The organism is Curtobacterium sp. BNK-1 (genome assembly GCF_048685235.1).
Taxonomy (GTDB): Bacteria; Pseudomonadota; Gammaproteobacteria; order Enterobacterales; family Enterobacteriaceae; genus Pantoea; species Pantoea agglomerans.
This window is the reverse complement of record NZ_JBLQTJ010000004.1, coordinates 197,591-213,586: the sequence shown is the minus strand read 5'-3', so window position 1 is coordinate 213,586 and position 15,996 is coordinate 197,591. Positions and strand designations below refer to the sequence as shown.

Genomic DNA, 15,996 nt, shown 5'->3' with positions numbered 1-15,996 from the left:
AGCTTCTCCCTTTCATAGACATGCAGGAAGTTACTATTTTGAATACATTAACGGAATTGAAAAAGGGTTATCTAAAGGTATTTTTCTGGCTGCTGTTCACACTGTTTCTCGTCCCTGTCATTACCCTGTTTTTTGCTGAATATGGCAACAAACAACTTGATCAGCAATACACGCAGTTCTTCATGGACGATGCGCGGGAACAACATCAGGATACGGACAAACTACAGGCGTTTCTGCAGCAGAACCCGCCTTCCAGTGTCTGCGGCCCGGTAGATGAAAATCTGCAGGATTACAAAAACGCCGTCTGCGAACCGCAATCCGAACTGTGGCAGTTCTACATGATGGATAAAGTGGCATTCTGGACACTGATCGGCAGCGGCGCTGTCCTGCTGATGGTGCTGTTGTTCAGTGCGCTGGCCTTTAAAAGCCGCCAGGGACAGGTTATCAGCCTGGCGCTGGCCCGCAAGTTCCTGATGCTGGCCTGTTCGCTGGAAGTCATGGTACAGGGCGGCATGCTGGTATGGCTCTCATTCTGGGGCACCGCCTTCTTCACGCAGACCTACTATCCCAAACTGGTGATGGCAGTAGGACTGCTGGTGCTGGCCGGTATGTATTACATGATTAAAGGCATCTTCAAAAAACTCCCACCGGAAGAGAGTATTGAAGGCGAAGTCGTGACCCGCGAAGCGGCCCCGGCACTCTGGTCACAGATTGATATGCTCGCCGCCAGAGTGGGCACCACGCCACCCGATCATATTGTTGCGGGTATCGACACCAACTTCTACGTGACCGAAGCTCCGCTGAACGTGAATGGGAATCCGCTCACCGGCCGTAAGCTCTATGTCAGTATTCCGCTCCTGCGTCAGCTCACCGTTGCGCAGGCTGATGGCGTGATGGTCCATGAGCTGACCCACCTGCATGAAGGCGACACCGCCTCCGGCGCATTACTGGGACCGAAACTGCATCGGTTTGATCTCTATATGCAGCTGATGGGTCAGAATGTGGCCACGCTGATCGTCTTCTATCCGCTCTATCTTTATCGCATGCTGTTTGAACTGGCGTGGCAGCGTAACAGCCGTGAACGTGAGTTTGTCGCGGATCGCAATGCATCAACGCTGGTCTCCCCTGCCGCGATTATCGAATCACTGATCAAAGTATCTGCGTATGCCAGCTACCGGAATGAAGTTGAGCGAAACTTCTTTAATAATCAGACGCTGCACGAAAATGAACTGGGGATCAGTAAAGCTATTGCTGCCGGTCTGCCAGAACATGTCGCCTCTCCGGACTTTATCAGCGTCATCCGTGAGCAGAATGTGCCGCACCCGTTTGATTCACACCCGCCGCTGGCGGAAAGGATGCGCAACGTAGGATATGAGATTAACGAAGCTGACTATGCAGCGATCGCCGCCGATTTCCCGGCCCAGAGCTGGGTCGATCTGATGCCGGTTGCCAACGAGATTGAACAGCAGTTGTGGCAGAAATATGAGCGCGACTTCTCTTCTGTGCATGAAGAGAGCCTGGCCTGGCGCTATCAACCTGATGGTGAAATGGAAACCGCGCTGGTGCTGAAGCATTTCCCCAATGTTCCTTATACCCTGAAAGATGGCTCGCAGATCGTCATCACCTGGCAGGGCATCGTGTCGCCGAAAACCGGCGAAGTGCTGGAGTGGGATAACGTTAAAAACATCAACGTCATTCGTAGCTTCGGCCGGGATAAGCTCTACGTGCAACATGTGCAGCCAAACTCGCAGGGAAAAAAACGCAGTGAGATCCCTCTGCCGGGCCTGAAAAAGGAGATTGAAGCCTTTAAAAACACCCTCGGCTATTACTGGCATCGTCATCAGACAGTCAGGGCGTTGCTGAAAGAAGAAACGGCGGCAGCGACGCAAAGCGCATAACCCGTTTGTCATCGGCTCCCTCCTCGCAGCTGAAAAGGGAGCCAATGCGAACATTTATTTTCATTCTCTATTTCTGACCACATAAATAAAGGAACGATTGTGTTTAAAAGAGCAAGCAGGGCCATGATACCCGGGATGCTGGTGACTGCCCTTGTGCTGCCGCTGGCAGCATGTGACAACAGTGACAAAGCGGATGCAAAACCCGCCCCGCAGAGTCAACCCCAGGCTGTTGCGGAGGATAGCGCTGCGCAACTCACCACAAAATTAAACGCCTATGTGGGTTGCTTTAACACTACGGATGGATCGGTTCGCGATAGTGCCCTGCGCTATGTGAGCTGGATGGCGAATGCTGAAAAGGGGCCAACCGGCAAAGAGCGCAGCGTCAACGTACTGGGCGAGGTCACGCCTTATGAACTGGAGAGCTGCACTAAAGCCATCAATCAGGCATCAAAGGCTAAACCGACGTTACCGGCGCTGGATGCTGCAGCAACACAGTATCTGGCGGATTTAACGACATTGCAGCCGCTGGTTTCGCAGGCTCATCTTTACTACAGTCAGGAAGATTACAAGGATGATGGCTTCGCGAAAGCCAAACAAATGCATCCGCCACTCATGAAGGCGTTTAACAGCTTTATGAAATCCAGCGACCAGTTCGGTGCCGAAGTTGAAAAAGAGAACAATGAGGTCGTTGCTGCGCAACTCGTTGAGATTGAAAAGTCTGAGGGCCGTCATAGTCGCTACTACCGCCTGGCATTAGTCACACAGGCCAAACCGCTGGCGACCCTGTTTACCTCTTCCGCTCCCGACGTGACAGAGATGACAAAAGCGATTGATGCTTACAGTACGCTGCTGAGTGAGGCAGAAAAGGCAACGGCCAGCGAAGCGGGCAAGCCATTAACCTGGTCCATCTTCCAGGATAATGCCGGAACTTTCCTGAAAGACTGCAAGGATCGCATGCGTCGGATTCGCGATAAAACACCTTACAGCACGGGTGAGCAGAGTCTGCTGAAAGGAAGCGGCAATTCAGGCTGGATGGTATCGGGTTCACCGATGCGTGTTTTAAAATCCTATAACGAACTGGTTGAGGCCGGTAACCGCCTGTAAGCTGAATACCTGCCCCGCATGCCTCCGGGCAGGCTTCGTCAGTCGGGCTGCTGCGTGCAACCCGACTGACGCTGTCACCTGCCGCGAAAAAAAAATAAAAATGTTCACGCGCCAGCATTTCGTTAAAACGTTATGCCAGGCTAGTGTGCTGGATGGATCTGAGATCCGTGGCAAAGCGCACCCCTGAGCAGGATGCGCGCTATATCAGATTTTGACTGAGAGGAGTGAGAGTGCAAGCAAAGGTCGGCGATATCTACAGCGTGTATTCCCCGCAGTTGCAGCAGTACGTCGCCTGTCAGGTGACACACCTCCAGCAGCCTGCTAATGCCAGAGGTAAAGTCCTTGCAGCCATACTCCAGCTCGACTGGGCAGGTGATCATTTGCCTGACAGGGCGGAAGCCAGCCGTATGCAGCCTTTGCGCTGTAGCTACTATTTTGTCAAAGACAGCTTCGATCACGGTTATGTCTCCGCCAATGTCCCACCGGGACATGTATTAATTGCCAACCTGCCGCCGCTGGCAGATCAGGAAGTAAACGCCTACAAGTTCGGCTGGGACGTGGGAGACAGTCTTGTTGGTCAGCGAAACTGGGAGAAGATCGACCCGGCCAGCCGTGTGCGGTTCAAGGCTGCTTCAGGCGCGCACAACGTGGTTGTCGGCGGCCACACACTTCGCCAGGACACCACCCGTATCAATGACCACCTCCTGCAAACCCTGACCGATCTCTCTGAACTGGATCGCCTGCCCTGCCTGATGACCATCGAAACCCGCCATGGCACCCCGGAACTGATGGCCTATATACAGCAGCATGACTTCATTAATGAGTTGCACTGGCAATCCGCTGTCGTCAGCGAAATCGATGTCGGGGCGACTCGTTTGTCGCGTTTTATTCTGCACCCTGAAGGCGTCAGCTGCGTGCGTCTGAATCCTGATCTCTCCCTGCTGTCACTCACCGCAACGCCTTCTTCAGGTTTTCAGGTAGAGGCCGATCAGGAGGGACGCAATCTGTGCCTGCAATGTTCGCAGACTTTGCCTGTGCTGCAGGGTATTGACCGGCTCAGGGCATTGTCACTGACAGGCGTTAAAGAGATTGACCTGGCGTCAGTCGTTGAGCGCTTTACCTGCTTAACTGAGCTGCGCATCTGGGGAAATCCCGGCGTAGCCAGCAATATGCATCGTATTGCCGCACTGCCACAGTTGCAGATGCTGACCTTCTTCGACCTGTTTGGCTTCAGCGCGGCTGACTTTCCCTCACCAGAAGCGTTGCCCAATCTCTCATGCCTGTGGATGACCAGCGTCCCGCTTGACGTGATCAGCTCTGTCAGAACCGCTTATAAAAAGGCGACAACTCAGGGGTTGGATCTCTCGCTGAGTAAAGCACGCAAGCCGGAATGGCTGGCTGAGAATCTGCACAATCCTTTCCGGGACTGGGATGGCCGCGAACATATTTCGGCCACTTATGCCAAAAAAGCAGCGCTGGCTTACAAAAACCTGCGGGCTGCCACGAACATCATCGATAGCAGCATGGATGTGGCGAGCCTGTTAACCGCCGCTGTAACCGCCTACACCGAAGCCTTTAATCTCATCGACCGGCGTTCAAAGACGATTGAGACGGTCGAGCGTGAGGAGATCTACAGTGTGCTGTGCGATGTTCTGAACCCGCTGGAGCAGAAACTGGGCGAGCAAGGCGCCACGCTTGTGGATCAGCCGCGGTTGTATCAGCTGTTCGACCAGTTACGCGAATTCTGAGCCATCCCGATGATTCAGGCGTGTTCCGCCACGCCATAAAACCGTTATTCGCCCCGATCACCCTATGCGGCAAAGCGTTAAGACGCGAGTTGAGAAAGGATCGCGGTCGGGAGAGTCTGCCGATCTCTCTTTCCCAGCCAGCCATTCTGTTGTTTATGATCGGGTAACGGCGGATAAAGTCAGCTGTGCAGTGGGTTTATCCGGAGATATTACCCTGCCCTTTACGCAGTCCGTTCAGGAGCGCCTGCGTCGCGCCAGAAGCTTTTCCGGAAGGCGAACAGACCAGCCCGAATTCACGGTGCAGAGGCGGGATGACCGGCATCACTGACAGGCCGCGCCGTTCCGCTGGCAGGGCTGATTCCGGCACCAGCGCGACACCCATGCCTTCACGCACCAGCATGCAGGCGCTGATCCAGTCGCGGACCTTTACGCGCACGTCAGAGAGGTGGAATCCTGACTGTTCCATCAGGCTTTTGCCATTAACGACGCATCCGCCTGTTGCAAGCACAAAGGGCTGGTCTGCCAGTTCCTGCAGGGTTATACCGTTCGCGCCTGACTGACCGATGTGCGGAGCGCTGGCTGGCATGACGGCGACCCATGCGTCCTGTCCCAGTATCACATCAGCACGTCCGGGTGTGGGGTTCATTACCACCCCCAGCTCAACGGTGTCCGCTGCAAGCCACTCCTCAACTTCTTCATCCGTCCCTTCCAGCACCACCACTTCAATGCCCGGATGCAGACGCCGGAAGTTACGCAACAGGCCAGGCAGGAGAGTGGACGTCACAGAGGGAAAGCTGGCAAGCCAGATGCGTCCGCCCTTTAAACCCCGGCTCTCATCAGCCAGCACGCGGATCGCGCTGAGCTGCGACAGCATAATTCTGGCATGTTCAATGACCTGCTCTCCCAGCGCGGTAACACCGATGTGCCGGCGCTCACGCACGAATACCGGGAACCCGAGTGATGACTCTAACTGGGCGATAGCCTGGCTGGCACCGGACTGTGTCATGCCTGTCGTTTCAGCAGCACGCGAAATATTGCTGGCATCGGCCACCGCCACCAGCAAGCGCCAGTGCAGAAGATTCATCATGGTTATCAGTAGCTCAGCTAATAGTTAACTTTTGAAGCATTAATTTTACAGAATTCTCTGCGTTAAGCACAGTCTGTTCCGTAACGACAAAGAGAATCTCACATCGCTTTCAATGTTAACGGAGAAGACATGAAACTTTATTACGCCCCGGATACCTGTTCGCTGTCACCCCATATCGTGCTGCGTGAACTCGCACTGGAGTTTGAGCTGGTTAAAGTGGATAACAGGAGCAAGCTCACCTCTGACGGACGCGACTTTCGCCTTATCAACCCCAAGGGCTATGTTGCTGCACTGGAACTGGACGACGGGCAGATACTGACTGAAGGGCCGGCGATTGTGCAGTACCTCGCCGACCTGAGGCCGGAAAGCGGGCTGGCACCGCCAGCAGGCAGCTGGGCGCGTGTTCGACTGCAGGAGTGGCTGAACTTCATTACCAGTGAAATCCACGCGGGTTCCGCTCTGTTGTTTAACCAGGCACTGCCCGACGCTGTCCTGTCACTGTTTCGTGAAAAGCTCTTCCGGCGGTTCGACTTTCTGCAGGATACGCTCGCCGAAAAAGCGTTTCTGATGGGGCCATCATTCAGCGTTGCTGACGCCTACCTTTTCACTGTACTGGGCTGGTGTAAGTTCTTCAGCATTGAACTAGATCGCTGGCCTGCGCTGTTGGCGTACAGAGCAAATATCAATGCGCGCCCTGCTGTACAGGCGGCATTATGGGCAGAGGCGACGCAGTAAGCGCGGACAGATTGGTGGCCTGACGCCAGAGTATGAATAACCGGTCCGCTTTGATTTGCTGCTTACACCTTGCATAACAGTAGTCTGGAGCCAGAAGCAGACGGAAATTTATCGTTTCACCGGGAACAGGTTAGTATCTCCAGACTGACCTTTTAGCGGGGAGTCGGCTTTATGATTAACAATACCAGGGCGGAAACCTCTGTCATCAGGCATGCCGACAGGAATTTTGACGTCACGTTATTGAAGGTGAATGAGGCCAGCCAGTGTATCCTTTTTGCAGCAGGTGCTGGCGGAAGTCCATTGCGTCATCTTGAGCTTCTGCAGACCTTTAGCCGCAATGGTATTTCAGTGGTAGCGCCCCATTTCGAACGGTTAACCTCTTCCACGCCCTCAAAGGCTGACTTACTGGAACGCAGCCAAAGACTTGTCCTCGCCCGCGATGCGTTTTGTCAACATTATGCCTCGATTACCGGCGTCGGGCACTCACTCGGCACCGTGATTCTGTTGATGCACGCCGGGGCGACGGCCTGGACTCGCACCAGAGAGAAGGTGACATATGCAGGCAGACAGGATTTGAATCAACTGGTGCTGTTAGCGCCACCTGCGGATTTTTTCAGAGCACCCTCGGCCCTCGCCTCCGTGAAAGTGCCTGTCAGGATCTGGACTGGCGAGAAGGACACCCTGACACCGCCATCGCAAGCGCTGTTCATCAAAGAAGAATTAGATAATCGAACTGAGACAAAACTTTGCGTGGTTAAAGATGCCGGGCATTTCACCTTCATGAACATCCTGCCGCCGCATATCACTGACACCCACCCATCACGCGACGCCTTTCTTATCAATCTGGGAGAAGAGATCGCCCGTTTTGTCACTGGCTTGTTGGCTCAGCCAGATAATGAATCACCTTAATTAAACCGATCCCTCTTTTTCAATCACCAGCACGCGGGCGACGCCCTGTGGACGCGCAATATGTTCTGTCCCTTCACTGGCATAAAAAATATCACCAGCGTTGAGTACCCGGCTTTTAACTTCGCCCTGCTCTTTATATTGCATTTCAACGCATCCATCCATGACAGCAAAAACCTCCTGACCATCGTTGATGTGCCACTTATAAGGCTGATCGGTCCAGTGAAGTTTCACGCTGACATTATCGAAGCTGGCAATATGCTGTGAGTCCCAGGCCTTCGAACCGGTAAATTCCTTACTGCAATAAAAATTCATTTTAGCTCTCTCAACAGGAGTGATTTAACGCCATCGACATCATCAATATCAGAGAGAGTTGATCGATTCTATACGTCAGGCATCTGTTGTCCTGATCTGTCCTCTGGTTGTCCGTTTAGGGGCAGAGCGGGGGTTGTGACGATCAGTTTGACCTGCCCTCTTTTACTGAATCGGCCAGACAGGCGCGACATGCTGATAAAGCGTAACGCGGCCGATGCGCTGGCGATCTCAATTGCATGAGTTTCGCTTTGGGTCGGTTTTCGCTGTCATGCGAATGGCCTCTGTATAAGTGTGAGAGCCACGATCATTTGAAATAAATCCTGATAGTTCATCCTCTAACGTGTTATCCGAAGCAACATATTTTCAACTGTAACGACGGTTTACACCTGTAAATAATGGGGTATTATCGGCGATATTATGTACAGGGAGAAGATAAATGGATGTAGCATTGATCGAAATGATGCGCTCAGGCAGAAGTAAAAACTGGGCTGAAACAATGATTAACCTTGAGGCCAGAAAGCTGATTAATACAGCTAATCATGTGTCCTCAGTCCATCTTTCGAATGGCATGACTCAGGTGAAGTTTGTTCAGGAGATCAGAGATCTGGTTGAGCAGCAGTTTGCGTCTGCCCGACGTGCAAAATCAGAAGAAGAATGCATAGCCTGTATTAAAAATCTGAGGGAAGAAACGGAAAACCTTCAGAAGCAGGACAGAATGCTGCGCATGAAAACGGCGAAACTCTATGCCAAAGTGGAGTTCGTCAGGGAAAATAATAAAATTGTCGGGTATGTCATTTCGGCTGTAAATGTAGTTTTGTCGGGGGCTGAAATAGCTGCTGGCCTGACCCTTATAGGAACTATGACACCATTGGGCGTTCTGGCCGGTGCAGTTTTAGTTACTGATGGTGCGAACGGCATAAGCAAAGAAATTGCGCACTATGTAATGGATAACAAACAGTCTGAAGGATTGGTTGCTGATGCCGCTATGTCCACTGCTGCATTCATGGGGTTCAGCCCTGATAGCGGGCTGGGAATCTATAAATCAATCTCGCTTGTTGCAAATGCCTATAGCGTATTCGGTCTGTTCAGACGCCCTGGAACCTGGCGTCTGTTCAGATATTTGCCCGCGGATTATTTCAGGAAAGTCAGCACTATGAGCCGTCCAAAACTCACAATGAATATAGTCGGTTATGGTGTTAAAGCTAAGGTCATATTTGACCTTATGTATGTCACTGATGCTGCTCTGAATGAGCCGTGATTCTGCGATAGCGCCATGACTTGTATGCAAGCTTTGCTGGGGCTAAATACCATATAAAAGGCAATACAATCGCAAGTGTGGCCGCCAGCGTGATGCTGGTATCTACGGATGCCAGCATCAGCGTAAGAGCAAGTATGATAAAGGCAATAATAGTAATCCACTTCGAGGCGTTAAAGCGGTTAGCAAGATCATGGATCATGGAATCCAGTGAGCCACCATAATTAGCCATATTGTTTTTCAGTTTTAGTAGATCTGCATGACTAAAGCCGGATTCCAGTAGTGCTTTTTCACTCACTTTCATAGATTTTCATCCTTAAAAATTACCTGAATAGCTTAAGCAAGTTTACCTGAAAACGGCACTAAAAAACCCGTGAAGCGCAGGCTTTCTGTCGCGTGATACTTGTAAACGTCCATTATCCACAGAGCGGGTGGTTAGCTGGGATCAGCATGATGTACCAGTGCGCTTTTCCTGATCTATCAGATAGTGCCCCTTGTGGATGTAATCCTGACCGCGAAACAGCTGCGGCTAATCGGGATTTCCAGATACTGTTGGCATTTACTGAGGGATTGCCAACTCATCAGCCAGCCCTGACCCGTCATCCTGACCATGAATAACCATGTAATACAATCGTTTAAATCTGTTCGCTAACTGGTCATCAGTGGCCACTGTACGGGTAGACTGCGTTCGCCATCTCCTGTGACCTGGACGAATCGACGCAACGCTATCCTTAAAGATGTGCGAGACGTTGAAAATATGGTGATATGTTTGCGGTCAGCAAAGGGGATATGCCTGATAAGTTATGGGCAGTAATAACAACTCACTTCTCAAATCCTTATTATCCCTTAAAAATTAATCGAATAGCCTAAAATACCAGACAGAAATACTATTAATGACGAATCGCCTCTGTTCATACCAATGCCAAAGGTCTGTAATGAAATCGATAAATCTGGAAAGCTTGTATCGCTCTGCCAACGAGAACACCCTCTCCATCTGGTCGGAAAATGCAGGAGTTGGGGCTGTTAAAGAGGGGAACTACTACGATCCTGTAAGGCTGGCTCTTGCAGCGGGCATTCAGCCGCCGGTGACCTTTGATGTCTCACGTCTTATTTGTGAATTACAGCAGCTCACAAAGGATGATCCCCTTGCCGATATTCTGCCCACACAGGGTTTCCATTTTACCTTCCTGCCCCTGACTCTGCCGCTCTATAACGAAAACGAGCCATTGCCCGAAAAAATCGATGAATTGACGAATATCTGGAGCGGATTTGATGCGATAAAAATTGTTATCAGAGATCTGCGGTTAGTTGCATTGCCCAGTCAGTTATTGCTTGCGGGGATCCCTGATAGTTCGGCAATAGCCATGCGCCACTCATTCTGCGAAAAAGTTCTGGATTCGCACTGGAAAAATGAGTTGCTGATGCGTCATACCGGCAGCCCATTACCGGCACCCTTCTGGCACAGCACGATTCTGCGCTACGGCGCTGATTTTTTACCTGCACCCGTGCGTGAGTTTATTTATGGACGTCAGACCATTAATTTTGGGGATGTAGATGGAGAATTAAAACTGGCGAGGGTTAACTACAACTGGACAAAATGTTATCCGTTGGCGGATTAATTAAGACGAAGAAATTACATGATAAATAAGATACTGCCTGTCCTCGCGTAAACGTTTCAGAAGTGGGTAATACGCCCCTTTTTTCGCTCAAAACAGTCATTAACCCGCCCACATTCCGCTCTATACCTGACACCCCCCTCCGGCTGAAAAAACAGGGCCTGCGCGCAACACTTTCTGCCTTTTACAACCCTGATGTCGTTAGCTCTATGGTGTCTCATTCACATCATGTCACTTTTTACACCAGTAAAAACCTCAGGAAATTTAAAAAACCGCCGCGAGCTGCCGATAACCTCAGGTATCGAAACTCTGTACGCAGGAAACAACATCCATGTCACCATCCGACACCCATAGTAAGCATCAGGAGATTGGCGAAATTACGGCGCGTGCTGGCTTCATCCTGCGGCAGCTTCGCGACAGTCTGCAACAGCTGGGGCTTGATAAAACCATCGCCGATGTGGCGGGAAGCATCCCTAACGCCCGTGAAAGGCTGGGTTATGTCGTCACAATGACCCGCGAAGCAGCAGAGGGCGTAATCAACAGCGTGGAAATCACGCAGCCTCTGCAAACCGATCTGGGAGAAAAAGCGGAGAAACTCACGCAACGCTGGGATGCCACTTCCGGTACGCTGCCAGACAAAGAACAGACCCAGGCATTAGCGGCAGATACCGTTGCCTTGCTGAATGATGTCCCCCGCGTCACGGGTCTGACGCAACAGCAGTTGCACGCGATTATGATGTCACAGGGCTTCCAGGACCTCACAGGACAGATTGTGCAGGCTATGATGGCCGTGCTGAATCAGGCTGAGCAGCAGCTGATACAGGTCATCCGCGATAATACCGGCTCACACAGCACCGCCGAACGCACTGCGCCGTCTAAACCTTCCTCCGCACCAGAGACTCCTGCCAGTCAGGATGATGTGGACGACCTGCTGGCCAGTCTGGGAATGTAAGCCGACGTAATAAAATCGCTCTGAGAAAGGACGATTAATGATTAGAGATTTTCGCCAGGCCACCCAATTGGTCTTGCTGACAGCAAAGATGTTATTTTGGCTAAACGTCCGCCTTATGCCAGAGGCAGACGTTTATGAAAATGGCAGTGGATTACACGCTGCGATATTTCTCCAGTTTGATATCGGTATCGTTAATCTCTTTTTTATTGCCCCAGCCGAGCTGCATGTAAAATTTCGCCGCGCGACTATTTTTATCGGTTTCCAGCCAGGCAATCTCATGATGTTTGAATAATTCCTGCTCGGCGAGAAAAACCAGCCTGCGACCTATCCCCTGGCCTTCATATTCCGGGAGAACAAAGGCCGCAAAAAGACAGCCTTCATCCGGCAAAATCATTGAAAAGCCGACTATTTTTTCGTTTTCAGCCGCAACCCAGGCGCATAAATTCTTTTCAATCATATCGGCCACGACGCTTTCGGTGATCCCCAGCTGACGCATTTCTTCACGACTCAAATAATTCTCGAGTACTGAGGTTCTGACTTCGAAAATACTATCAACATCAGAAGCCCGGGCTGTTCTTATATTTATATTCATTAGTCCTACTCCTTGTATGACAAAAATATTTTTTGATGATGCCTGACATTCCCTTAAACGAACCATAGAATTTTAAGCGAAAAGGCTGTTAAACGGCAGGCCGTCAAAGGCGGCACTACCTCAAAGCCTGCGTAATGAATGAAGCCGTTATGATAAGAACGTTGTGCAATATGAGCTCAGCCGACCTTAACTCCGCTCTGTTTCTTCATAGTGACGCCTCATTAACTAATTTGAGATAGCGGGAACCCGATATGTTTCTACCGCTCACCACACAGACAACTTTACGCCCGCTCAGTTCTTTTGCATAACGGATGGCTGCCGCAACTGCGGGTACGCCTGAAGGCTCTACAACATGGCTGTGCAGATTAAGCATTAACAGCATCGCTGCTTTAATTTCGACTTCTGAAACCAGAAGAACACGATCGACGCGATCGCGTATGAGTGGCCAGGTCATCGCTTCAGGCTCTATATAGCCACTTATGCCTTCGGCGATTGACGACGATATTTCCACTGGGATCGCCTCACCAGCTTCTTTCCAGCGCTCAAACGTCGGGCTTGCTTCACTCTGCACTGCCCACACTTCGGCTGCAGGGTTTATGCCCTTGATGGCTGTTGCGATACCGGAGGCCAGCCCGCCGCCGCCAATGTTCACGAGAATAACGTCAGCGTCTGGCCAGTCTTCCATGATTTCCAGACCGACGGTGCCGCCTCCGGCAATCATCTGCTGATTATTGTAGGCTGAGACGAACGTAGCGCCGGACTGTTGCGCTGCGACAATGGCTTCCTGCCTTGCATCTTCAATGTTGTCAAAAAACGTAACCTGCGCACCATAACTTTTCATTGCAGAAACCTTAATCGGGTCTGCTGAAAACGGTAAGAATATGGATACGGGTATGCCTGCCGCATGTCCCGCACAGGCAAGCCCTAAACCATGATTCCCTGCCGTCGGGGCGATGACGCCGGCACGTCGCTGGTCTGCATTAAGACTGGCAAGAACGTTTGCAGCACCTCTCAGCTTAAAGCTACCCGTATGCTGAAGATTTTCCATCTTAAGCCTGACCTCCGTCCCGACAAGAGCAGACAGCGGGTGCGAAAGCTCCAGCGGAGTTTTGCATACTGTTGATTTATTTCGCCCGGAAGCTGCATAAATATCTTTCAGCGTGACACTGTCTGTTAGCCTTTGTCTGTGGTTTGTCATAGTATGCCCCTAAAGTTATATAAGAAAATGACTATATAGGCGATTGACTATATGCACAACTCAAAGACATTAATGGCCGATATTTTTCGTGCCCTTGGTAATGAGCATCGGCTCGTGATTGTTGAATGGCTGTCCGATCCAGAGTCACATTTTCCGGTGCAGCAGGACGGCGATCTGGTTAAGGATGGTGTGTGTGTCGGATTTATCACCGAAAAAATTGGTCTGAGTCAGCCCACCGTGACAGGCCATCTGCAAATTCTTGCTAAGGCTGGGATTGTGACATCGAAACGTATCAAGAACTGGGTGTTCTATAAACTTGATCGACAACGGATGGATGAAGCTACGGCAATGTTGTCTGGATATGGGAAGCAGGCGACTGATTCACCTGAACAGCCATAATTGGTCAGTATGTGTATTTACAGGGCAGTAAATCCAGTGTGTGTGTATCTCGCTCCTGGCGTGACCGCCTTTCAGATAAATTAATTCGGTCATCGTTATCTGTTGTCATCTTTTGCAAAACTGCCGTTTAACTTTAGAAACTACCCCGGCTGATGACCAGGCTGTAGGTCTGGGTCCACTTTTCATTCAAAGCGGACCTTATGACCTAACTTTCTGTACGATCCGTGCCTGAGGCGGCCATTAATTACATTCAGATGCGCTAAGAAACATTGAGCCGCTTATTTTCCTTCAGGATGATTCGGACATATTTGAGAACCGACTGCGCACGACACGCCTGGCGTTCTGCCGCAACCCGTCAACCAACCTGCCCCATTCAGGCTGGTGGAATGCTTTTATTAGACGAGATTCACCAGGGTGCACGCTCTCCATCCAAAAAGAATCCTGCGGTGATTGTCTGGGATACTTCAGCAGCGAGCCAGACGATCCCCTTGGCCGCCTGGGATACAGTTCGATAACCGGTATGTCCGTTAAAATCGGTGGCCGTATATCCCGGGTCAACTGCGTTTACGCTGATGCCATACTCAGACAGTGAATTGGCAAATGCCACCGTAACGCCATTTAATGCCGTTTTTGAACTGGTATAGCCCAGTGCCGCTACCTGAGAGTAAGGATGCGCTTTGTCAGATACCCATTCCAGCGATCCCAGCCCGCTGCTGACCATGATAATCCGGGGTTCCTCACCCAGTTTGAGCAGCGGCAGAAAAGCCTGCGTTACTCTGATGACGCCGAAAACGTTGGTGTTATACACCGTCATAATATCGCTGATGCTCTGCGACTCAGGCGCGATGGGCCAGGTTCCGGGAATACCCGCATTGTTGATCAGCACATCTAGTTTTCCATCTTCTGACTTTATCTGCCCGACAGCCGCATCAACACTTTCCTGGTCTGTCACGTCAATGATAGCCAGCCGCGCTTTAATGCCTTCCGACAGCAACCGGCTGACAGCATCCTGACCGCGCCCCCCATCGCGGCAACCCAGCCAGACATTAAATCCCAGTTTCCCCATCACTCTGGCCGTTTCAAAGCCAATACTTTTGTTTGCGCCGGTAATTAAAACCGTTCTCTTCTTCATGTTGTTGCCTCAGTGATTTATGCAGGTGTATCTGAGTTATAAATCTCTCAGAGCTGTTTGATAAGAGGCCGCAATACGAATACGCTGTTCGGAAAAGCGAACAGTAACGGAAGTTGAGATGGATGATGTCGCGATATTTCTTGCCGTCTTCAGGGGTCAGGGTTTCCGGGCCGCAGCTAAAACGTTAGGCCTGGCACCCTCAACGGTCAGTGAGAGGATTACCGCGCTGGAAGTCAGCCTGGGCGTTCCGCTGTTTATCCGCACAACCCGCAGCGTAACGCCCACCGAAGCAGGCCGGATGCTGGCCGATCGCATGGCACCTCTGCTGAGCGAAATGAGATCGGTGATGAATGACGTGGCAAGTTCTCAACGGGAGGTGCGCGGGCTACTCAGGCTGAACGTGACGGGTGCGGTGATGGTCGATATTCTTCCGCCCCTGCTTGAGCAATTTCTCGATCGCCATCCGTTGCTGCGGGTGGAGATTATGGTGGACGATCGCCTAGTTGATGCCACGGCGGAAGGCTGCGATGCAGGCATACGCTATGGCGAACATCTGGCCCGGGACAGTGTTGCCGTTCCTGTCGGCCCTCGCCGCCAGCGTCTGGCTCTCGCGGCGGCACCCGACTACCTTGCTTCGCGCGGTCTCCCCGTTCACCCGACGGCATTGGCCGAACATCACTGCATCCGCCTTAAGTATTCCAGCGGCGCGCTGATACCCTGGGAATTTGAACGCAACGGAGAAACCGTCAGCGTCAACCCTGCTGGTCGTCTGACTATCGGTGTCAATGGCGCATCAGGCGCAATTGAGCTGGCAAAAAAGGGTCAGGGCATTATCGCCGTCTTTGAAAACTGGCTGCAGCCCTGCTTTACGACGGGTGAACTGCTGCCTGTGCTTCCGGAGTGGTGGCCCGAATTTGAAGGTCCCTGGCTCTACTTTCCCAGCCGCTTTATGTCAGCACCTCTGCGCGCTTTTGTGGATTTCCTGAAAAAGGTACAGTCAATGCCTGAACCGCTCGATTGACTGCAGTAGCAGGCCCGCCAGTCGATATTGAGCTCGGC

Annotated in this window: 16 protein-coding genes; 10 read left to right on the top strand and 6 right to left on the bottom strand. The window is 51.5% G+C overall.

What is annotated here, in order from left to right:
• Positions 1-38 precede the first annotated feature (38 nt).
• From ACMGGP_RS21430 to ACMGGP_RS21420, 3 genes are all read left to right on the top strand, one after another.
• On the top strand, positions 39-1,898 hold the full coding sequence (locus tag ACMGGP_RS21430; RefSeq protein ID WP_422431278.1) for a M48 family metallopeptidase: 1,860 nt from the start codon (positions 39-41) through the stop codon (positions 1,896-1,898).
• Between the two features lie 141 nt (positions 1,899-2,039).
• The gene (locus tag ACMGGP_RS21425; protein ID WP_424995671.1) at positions 2,040-3,002 is read left to right on the top strand and encodes a YiiG family protein; all 963 of its coding nucleotides are present in this window, start codon (positions 2,040-2,042) and stop codon (positions 3,000-3,002) included.
• A 230-nt stretch (positions 3,003-3,232) separates the two neighbouring features.
• Positions 3,233-4,750: a hypothetical protein gene (locus ACMGGP_RS21420; RefSeq protein WP_498798868.1), complete on the top strand. Its 1,518-nt coding sequence runs from the start codon at positions 3,233-3,235 to the stop codon at positions 4,748-4,750.
• Between the two features lie 196 nt (positions 4,751-4,946).
• Here ACMGGP_RS21420 and ACMGGP_RS21415 read toward each other — a convergent pair whose 3' ends face one another.
• On the bottom strand, positions 4,947-5,837 hold the full coding sequence (locus ACMGGP_RS21415) for a LysR family transcriptional regulator (RefSeq protein ID WP_181955673.1): 891 nt from the start codon (positions 5,835-5,837) through the stop codon (positions 4,947-4,949).
• A 129-nt stretch (positions 5,838-5,966) separates the two neighbouring features.
• Here ACMGGP_RS21415 and gstA point away from each other — a divergent pair, with 129 nt between their 5' ends.
• Both gstA and ACMGGP_RS21405 read left to right on the top strand, forming a co-directional pair.
• Entirely contained in the window at positions 5,967-6,572 is a 606-nt protein-coding gene (gene gstA / locus ACMGGP_RS21410; protein ID WP_163641467.1) for a glutathione transferase GstA, read from the top strand.
• A gap of 171 nt (positions 6,573-6,743) precedes the next feature.
• Positions 6,744-7,481: an alpha/beta hydrolase gene (locus ACMGGP_RS21405; protein WP_498798867.1), complete on the top strand. Its 738-nt coding sequence runs from the start codon at positions 6,744-6,746 to the stop codon at positions 7,479-7,481.
• Here the strand turns inward: ACMGGP_RS21405 and ACMGGP_RS21400 are convergent, their stop codons facing one another.
• Positions 7,482-7,793, bottom strand: coding sequence for a cupin domain-containing protein (locus tag ACMGGP_RS21400; protein WP_010259799.1), 312 nt, complete (start codon positions 7,791-7,793; stop codon positions 7,482-7,484).
• A gap of 436 nt (positions 7,794-8,229) precedes the next feature.
• On the opposite strand from ACMGGP_RS21400, the gene ACMGGP_RS21395 reads away from it, so the two are divergent.
• Positions 8,230-9,051, top strand: coding sequence for a DUF4225 domain-containing protein (locus ACMGGP_RS21395; RefSeq protein WP_045139932.1), 822 nt, complete (start codon positions 8,230-8,232; stop codon positions 9,049-9,051).
• On the opposite strand, the gene ACMGGP_RS21390 is transcribed toward ACMGGP_RS21395, so the two are convergent.
• Positions 9,023-9,352 carry a hypothetical protein gene (locus ACMGGP_RS21390; protein WP_022624631.1) on the bottom strand — a complete coding sequence of 110 codons (330 nt, stop codon included), beginning with the start codon at positions 9,350-9,352 and terminating at the stop codon, positions 9,023-9,025. The two genes, ACMGGP_RS21395 and ACMGGP_RS21390, sit on opposite strands and share 29 nt — an antisense overlap.
• A 631-nt stretch (positions 9,353-9,983) precedes the next feature.
• Here ACMGGP_RS21390 and ACMGGP_RS21385 point away from each other — a divergent pair.
• Together ACMGGP_RS21385 and ACMGGP_RS21380 are read left to right on the top strand one after the other, a co-directional pair.
• Positions 9,984-10,667: a hypothetical protein gene (locus ACMGGP_RS21385; protein ID WP_498798866.1), complete on the top strand. Its 684-nt coding sequence runs from the start codon at positions 9,984-9,986 to the stop codon at positions 10,665-10,667.
• 328 nt (positions 10,668-10,995) lie between these two features.
• Positions 10,996-11,616 carry a protein phosphatase CheZ gene (locus tag ACMGGP_RS21380; protein WP_400368882.1) on the top strand — a complete coding sequence of 207 codons (621 nt, stop codon included), beginning with the start codon at positions 10,996-10,998 and terminating at the stop codon, positions 11,614-11,616.
• A 151-nt stretch (positions 11,617-11,767) separates the two neighbouring features.
• Here the strand turns inward: ACMGGP_RS21380 and ACMGGP_RS21375 are convergent, their stop codons facing one another.
• Positions 11,768-12,208, bottom strand: a complete 441-nt coding sequence (locus ACMGGP_RS21375) for a GNAT family N-acetyltransferase (RefSeq protein ID WP_029519728.1) — start codon at positions 12,206-12,208, stop codon at positions 11,768-11,770.
• A 205-nt stretch (positions 12,209-12,413) separates the two neighbouring features.
• On the bottom strand, positions 12,414-13,406 hold the full coding sequence (locus ACMGGP_RS21370) for a threonine ammonia-lyase (protein WP_498798865.1): 993 nt from the start codon (positions 13,404-13,406) through the stop codon (positions 12,414-12,416).
• Between the two features lie 72 nt (positions 13,407-13,478).
• Between ACMGGP_RS21370 and ACMGGP_RS21365 the strand changes: the two genes are divergently transcribed.
• Positions 13,479-13,805, top strand: a complete 327-nt coding sequence (locus ACMGGP_RS21365; protein WP_010670637.1) for an ArsR/SmtB family transcription factor — start codon at positions 13,479-13,481, stop codon at positions 13,803-13,805.
• 406 nt (positions 13,806-14,211) lie between these two features.
• Here ACMGGP_RS21365 and ACMGGP_RS21360 read toward each other — a convergent pair whose 3' ends face one another.
• A complete protein-coding gene (locus ACMGGP_RS21360; RefSeq protein ID WP_010670636.1) occupies positions 14,212-14,937 on the bottom strand; it encodes an SDR family oxidoreductase in 726 nt (241 codons plus the stop codon).
• A 118-nt stretch (positions 14,938-15,055) separates the two neighbouring features.
• On the opposite strand from ACMGGP_RS21360, the gene ACMGGP_RS21355 reads away from it, so the two are divergent.
• A complete protein-coding gene (locus ACMGGP_RS21355; RefSeq protein ID WP_033786794.1) occupies positions 15,056-15,958 on the top strand; it encodes a LysR family transcriptional regulator in 903 nt (300 codons plus the stop codon).
• The last annotated feature ends 38 nt before the right edge of the window (positions 15,959-15,996 follow it).